Origin of the sequence: Actinomadura sp. CNU-125, assembly GCF_001942465.1 — a bacterium.
Classification (GTDB): Bacteria; Actinomycetota; Actinomycetes; order Streptosporangiales; family Streptosporangiaceae; genus Spirillospora.
Genome location: NZ_MKJY01000306.1, coordinates 1 through 5844, shown reverse-complemented (window position 1 = coordinate 5844; position 5844 = coordinate 1). Strand labels below are relative to the sequence as shown.

Genomic DNA, 5844 nt, shown 5'->3' with positions numbered 1-5844 from the left:
GGCCACGGCCAGGGCTGCGACAGGATGTGCGCGCGTTCCAGGTGCCGCCACCGGGCGCGGGGTCGGTGGCGGCGCGGGCGGCGGCCATCTCGTGGGTGTAGGCGCCCGCACCGGGGCGGGCATCGGGGAGCGCTTCAGGCGGGCGGTCATCGGTCCTTGCCCCCGGCGCCGCGATGGTCGTCGCAGTCGTCACCGGCGTCGTCTTCGCAGCCGTCGTCGCAGACGAGTTCGCCTTCCCAGGCTTCCTTGCCCTCCATGATCGCGAAGGCGGCGATGACGAATCCGGCGACGGGGTCGATCCAGGTCCAGCCCCAGATGGCGAAGGCGACCAGCCCGGCGAAGGTGGACACGCTCAGCCACGCGCACAGCTTGGTCTCGGCGGCGTCGGCGACCACCAGCCGCGAGTTCATCTCCAGCCCGGCCTTGCGCTTGGCGCGCGCCAGCCACGGCATGATCACGATGGAGGCACCGGTCAGCGCGATCCCCACGAGCGAGGTGTCGGGGCTTTCCCCGGCGACCAGGTCGCGAACGCCCTCCACGGTCACATACAGCGCCAGGGCGAAGAAGGTCAGCGCGATGAACTTCAGCGCGCGACGTTCTTTGGCCTCGTCGGGTTCGCCGCCGCGGATCTCGGCCAGCAGCCGCACCAGCACTACGGTGGCGGCGGCGACCTCGATGCCCGAGTCGACGCCGAACCCGATCAGCGACACCGCCCCGGCCACGGTCCCGGCGGCGACCGCGATGATGCCCTCGATGACGTTGTAGCCGATGGTGAAGCGGGCGTAGCGGATCGCGCGGCGCGCGGCCGGGCCCCTCACCTCCGCAACCGCCGGGGCCGGCGCGCTCACCGCCGCCCCCCTGCGTCCGCGGACCGGTCCGCGGACGGGGCGCCGGTGGTGGGCGGGGTGCCGTAGGCGGGGCACAGCGCGACCGCCTCACCGGTCGCCGCCAGCAGCCCCTCGGCCGACGCCAGCAGGTCCAGCAGTTCGGGGCGGGCCAGGTGGTAGCGCGTGGAGCGGCCCTCGGGCCGCGAGTCGACCAGGCCGCAGTCGCGCAGGCACGCCAGGTGCGCCGACACCGTGGACTGCGCCAGCCCGACCGCGGCCACCAGCTCGACCACGCGGGCCTCGCCCTCGGCCAGCCGCAGCAGGATCGCCAGCCGGGACGGGTCCGCCAGGGACCGGAACAGCGCCACCGCCGGCGCGGGCGGTCCGGCCGACGCCTTGCACGTGTCCACGGCGGCCGCAGCCGCCTCATCACTTCTCATCGCCATGCAACGATGATATCTATAGCGGACGATGATTCAAGCGGGGAGATGACAACGCATGCTGATGAACCGGATCGAAACCGCAGTGATCAACAACCCGGCGCGGCGGGCCGTGCAGCGCTGGTACGAGGCGCCGCTGCTGCAGCGGCTGGGCGGCCCGCTCCCGGAGCGGGCGCGGGTGCTGGAGATCGGCTGCGGACCCGGCTACGGTGCACGCCTGATCCTGGACGCTTTCGGCGCCGCCCGCGTCGACGCCGTCGATCTGGATCCGGCCATGGCCCGCCGGGCCCGCCGCCGCCTGGCCCCCTACGCAGGTCGCGCCCGGGTCGGGGTCTCCGACGCCACCGACCTGAGCGCCCTGGTCCCCGAGAACGGGACCTATGACGCGGTGTTCGACTTCGGGATCATCCACCACATCCCGAACTGGCGAGACGCGCTGGCCGAGGTCGCCCGCGTGCTCAAACCCGGTGGCGTCTTCTACTTCGAGGAAGTCACCCGGCACGCCCTGGACCGCGCCGTCTACCGCATCCTGTTCGACCACCCCGAACAGGACCGGTTCACCGACACCGAGTTCCTCGACGCGCTCGGCGCCCACGGCCTGCACGTGCGCGGTCACCGCACCATCGTGTTCGGCGACTTCGTCCTCGGCGCCGCACAGGCTCGTCTGAACGCCTAGCCGTGCTGGCGAGGCATCGCAGATAGGGCGTTGCAAGGTAAGGCGTTGCAGTTAAGGCGTTGAGTCCGGGGCGCCTGGACGGGCCGGTGTGCCCAGCCAGCGTGCCGTATTGGCCCGGTAGGTCAGGTATTCCTGGCCGAAGAGCCGGGCAAGATGGTGTTCCTCATGGGGGATCCATCGACGGTAGGTCCACCACACTCCGCCGGACAGCAGGGCGGCGAACGCCGATCGTGCGGCGAGGGCGACTCCGGTCGCGGCCAGGCCGAGGCCAAGGTACTGGGGGTTGCGGCTGTAGCGGTACACACCAGCGGTGTGCAACGCCCCCGGGTCGATGCCCGACAGTTGCCGCCCGACCCCGAACGGACGCGCTCCGGCGACTGCCGCCGCGGCACCCCCGGCGGCCAGCACCGCGCCGACGGCCCGGGCCGCACGCCGCGGCAGCCGCACCGGGCCGACACGGCCCACGGCGGCCCAGCCCAGCGCCGCAGCGTGCGCGCCGTAGGTGGCGTACATCGCGGCCACCGTTCCCCCAGTGAGAGTGTCGCGCTCTGCGTACTGATGCTGCATGCGGCGCAGCACCGCGGCAGTGACCCCGGCCAACGCGCCAGCGACCAGGGCCGGGCGCAGCACACGGGCCGGTGATCGCATCGGGAGCGTGGAGTGGGTGCGCATCGTCGGATGTGTCCTTTCCTGTGATCGCTACCGTGACGAATTCGAACCACCGGCCTGGCGGCCACGCCGTGCGGTCAGGCCGGAGCGGACCTATCCAGCGGGGACATAGACCGAGACGGCCGCGAACACCGCGAACCCGGCCACCAGGAACAAGCTGTCCCAGCGGGACTCGTTGGCCTCGTGCGCCTGCGGGACCATTTCCTCGATCACCACACTGAGCAGGGCACCGCCGGTGAACGCCAGCACCGACAACGTCACCGCGTCCGGGGCGCCACGCAGCGCCAGGTACCCCAGCGCCGCGCCCAGCAGGATCGGCACCGCGAACCCTGCCCCGGCCGCAAGCCGCCGTGCCCGGGGCACTCCGGCGCCGCGTAGGGTGGCCGCCGCGGCGAACCCTTCGGGCAGATCGGCCGGTGCCTGCCCCACCGCCAGCAGCACTCCCAGCGTGGGGTTGACCACCGTGCCGGTGCCGATCAAAATCCCGTCGCTGAACAGATCCAGCGCCACCCCGCCATAGACTCCCCACGACGCACCACGCTCCTGGCCATCGCCCCGGCTGCGGGCGGCGGTCCGTGCCTGCAGGTAACCCGCCAGCGCATCCAGGCCCAGAAACAGACCGGCTCCGGCGACGAACGCCAGCATCGGCACCCACGGCCACGGCGCCTGCAACGCACGCGGCATCAACTCCAAGCCCACCACCGCGATCACGATCCCGGCCGCGGCGTGCAACGCGAAACTCAGCGTGCGGTCCGACACCGGCCGCACCTCAGCGATCAAACCACCGGCGAAATTGGCCAGCGCCGGCACCGCCGCCAACCCCAGCACCAACCAAAGCTGCCCCACGCCGTCCCGCTACCCCAGCCGGCAGCCCCTATCCCCTCGGCCCAGCACCAGCAGAGACACCCACAGCCGATCTTCACGTAACCATCGTTTGTTGAAGGCCTTCGCGCGGCCCAGCGGAACAGCAGGACACCGGCTTCAAAACCTCTTCAACAACCCTGGTGGTTCAATAACGCCCGGCCACCGTTTGTTGAGAGAATGACGGGCATGAGCGACGCCTGGGAGCTGCCCGCCGAGCCCCTCGCCGCCTTCCCCGCCCGCCTCACCGAGATCCGCATCGGGTACGCCCGCGTCTCCACCACCGGTCAGAAACTCAAGCGGCAGATCGACGCGCTGACCGCGGCCGGATGCCGCCGGATCTTCGCCGACAAGAAATCCGGCCGCAGCGCCGACCGGCCCGAACTAAAGGCGTGCCACACCTTCCTCCAGCCCGGCGACACCCTCGTGGTCCCGGCCCTGGACCGCTACGGCCGATCCCTCAAAGACCTCATCACCATGGTCGCCGACCTACGCACCCGCGAGATCGGGTTCCGCTCCCTGCACGAGAACCTCGACACCACCACCCCCGGCGGCCGCTTGGTCTTCCACGTCTTCGCCGCCCTGGCCGAGTTCATCCGCGAGCTCATCGTCACCGGCACCAACGAGGGCCTGGCCGCCGCCCGCGCCCGCGGCCGCACCGGAGGCCGACCCACCGTCGTCGACGCCGAACTCCTCAAAGCCGCCCGCGACCTGCTCCCCGACCCCGGCCGCTCGGTCACCTCCATCGCCAAACTGCTGGGCGTCTCCGTCGGCACCCTCTACAACCACATCCCCGACCTTCAGGAACTACGCGCCACCGGCGCGGCCGCCGCCCAGCTGAAGGCGAGCACCTCGTGACCGGCCCGGTCGACGACGACACCCGCTGAACGCCGACCCGGGTGCCTGGCACGGCGGGGACGCACGGGAGATCGCCGGGCGCTTGCCGCCGCCGTCGGCCTGAGCGAACGATGACCAACAACTAGCCTCCCCGCTAGCGCCAAAACCCGCGGACCGACCTCCGCGCAGTCCTCCCGGAGACCAGCTTGACCTTCGAGTCGAGTCGAAGGTTTACCGTCGCAGGCATGAGCACGATGCGGATCTCCCAGCTCGCCGAACGCTCCGGCGTCCCCACCACCACCCTGCGGTTCTACGAAACCGCCGGCCTGCTGCCCGCCGACCGGTCCCCGGCCGGATACCGCCTCTACGGCGAAGACGCGGTCGACCGCCTGGCGTTCATCGGCGCGGCCAAGCACCTCGGGCTGCCGCTGGAGGAGGTCGCCGAGCTGCTGGCGGTGTGGGAGTCGGGAGCCTGCGCGGAGGTGAAGGCCGACCTGAGGCCCCGCGTCGCCGCCCGGATCTCCGACGCCGAGGCGCGCGCCGCCGAGCTGGCCGCCTTCACCGCCACCCTCCGCCAAGCCCTCCGGCACCTGGACTCCCTGCCCGACCGGCCAGGGCCCTGCGACCCCGAATGCGGATTCCTCACCCCGGGCCCCCAGGCCCGCCGCCCCGTGGACATCGCGATCCTGCCCTCCCGGCAAGCCACCGAAGCCGAACGCTGGCGGACCGCTCCGGTCGCCTGCTCACTGGACGGCGACGGCCTGGACGAACGCGTCGCCCAGTGGCAGCGGCTCATCGACGGTGCCGCCCGGCAGGAGATCGAGGACGGAATCCGGCTCACCCTCCCCGCCGACCGGGCGGCCGCCGTCGCAGAACTGGCGGCGGCCGAACAGCGATGCTGCCCGTTCTTCGGATTCCGCCTCGACCTCGACGGACCGAGTCTGCACCTGGAAGTACGCGCGGCCGAAGAAGGCACCACCATGCTCACCGACCTGTTCGGCCCGCAAACCTGACCACCGCCGCCCCCTGCCCGACCCCACCCCGACGCCCGACCCGCTCATACCGCGCCCTGACCAGAAGGAACTGCCGCCGTGCTCGTCGCCCGCTCCATCGCCCTGTTCGCCGTCGCCGCCCTGTTCGAGATCGGAGGCGCCTGGCTGGTCTGGCAAGGCGTCCGCGAACACCGCGGCTGGCTCTGGATCGGCGCCGGCGTCATCGCGCTCGGGCTGTACGGATTCGTCGCGACCCTGCAACCCGACGCCAACTTCGGCCGCATCCTGGCCGCCTACGGCGGCGTGTTCGTCGCCGGCTCCCTGGCCTGGGGCATGGCCCTCGACGGATTCCGCCCCGACCGCTGGGACATCACCGGCGCCCTGGTGTGCCTGGCCGGAGTCGCGGTCATCATGTACGCACCACGCGGCGCCTGACCACAACAAGCCACCCCAGGGGCCACTCAACTGAGGGGCCACGCGTTTTCCGGACAGCTTCTTCATGGGTGATCTGCGGGCAGATCTACGCTGCTTGCTGCCGATCC

The 5844-nt window shown here is 71.6% G+C and carries 8 protein-coding genes; 4 read left to right on the top strand and 4 right to left on the bottom strand.

Annotation, left to right across the window (positions count from 1 at the left end; genetic code table 11):
• Positions 1–146 precede the first annotated feature (146 nt).
• Together BJF79_RS30185 and BJF79_RS30180 are read right to left on the bottom strand one after the other, a co-directional pair.
• Positions 147–818: a cation transporter gene (locus BJF79_RS30185; RefSeq protein ID WP_262402752.1), complete on the bottom strand. Its 672-nt coding sequence runs from the start codon at positions 816–818 to the stop codon at positions 147–149.
• Between the two features lie 26 nt (positions 819–844).
• Positions 845–1267 (bottom strand): ArsR/SmtB family transcription factor, encoded by a 423-nt coding sequence (locus BJF79_RS30180; RefSeq protein WP_075902509.1) that lies wholly within the window; start codon positions 1265–1267, stop codon positions 845–847.
• Between the two features lie 64 nt (positions 1268–1331).
• Here BJF79_RS30180 and BJF79_RS30175 point away from each other — a divergent pair, with 64 nt between their 5' ends.
• Positions 1332–1943, top strand: coding sequence for a class I SAM-dependent methyltransferase (locus tag BJF79_RS30175; RefSeq protein WP_075902507.1), 612 nt, complete (start codon positions 1332–1334; stop codon positions 1941–1943).
• A 51-nt stretch (positions 1944–1994) separates the two neighbouring features.
• Here BJF79_RS30175 and BJF79_RS30170 read toward each other — a convergent pair whose 3' ends face one another.
• The gene (locus tag BJF79_RS30170; RefSeq protein WP_143220394.1) at positions 1995–2615 is read right to left on the bottom strand and encodes a methyltransferase family protein; all 621 of its coding nucleotides are present in this window, start codon (positions 2613–2615) and stop codon (positions 1995–1997) included.
• Between the two features lie 90 nt (positions 2616–2705).
• The gene (locus BJF79_RS30165; protein WP_262402753.1) at positions 2706–3440 is read right to left on the bottom strand and encodes a ZIP family metal transporter; all 735 of its coding nucleotides are present in this window, start codon (positions 3438–3440) and stop codon (positions 2706–2708) included.
• Positions 3441–3662: 222 nt separating this feature from the next.
• Between BJF79_RS30165 and BJF79_RS30160 the strand changes: the two genes are divergently transcribed.
• From BJF79_RS30160 to BJF79_RS30150, 3 genes are all read left to right on the top strand, one after another.
• Positions 3663–4331 carry a recombinase family protein gene (locus tag BJF79_RS30160; protein WP_075902505.1) on the top strand — a complete coding sequence of 223 codons (669 nt, stop codon included), beginning with the start codon at positions 3663–3665 and terminating at the stop codon, positions 4329–4331.
• A 224-nt stretch (positions 4332–4555) separates the two neighbouring features.
• Positions 4556–5323 carry a MerR family transcriptional regulator gene (locus tag BJF79_RS30155; protein WP_075902497.1) on the top strand — a complete coding sequence of 256 codons (768 nt, stop codon included), beginning with the start codon at positions 4556–4558 and terminating at the stop codon, positions 5321–5323.
• A gap of 78 nt (positions 5324–5401) precedes the next feature.
• Positions 5402–5737 carry a YnfA family protein gene (locus tag BJF79_RS30150; RefSeq protein ID WP_075902495.1) on the top strand — a complete coding sequence of 112 codons (336 nt, stop codon included), beginning with the start codon at positions 5402–5404 and terminating at the stop codon, positions 5735–5737.
• Positions 5738–5844: the final 107 nt, after the last annotated feature.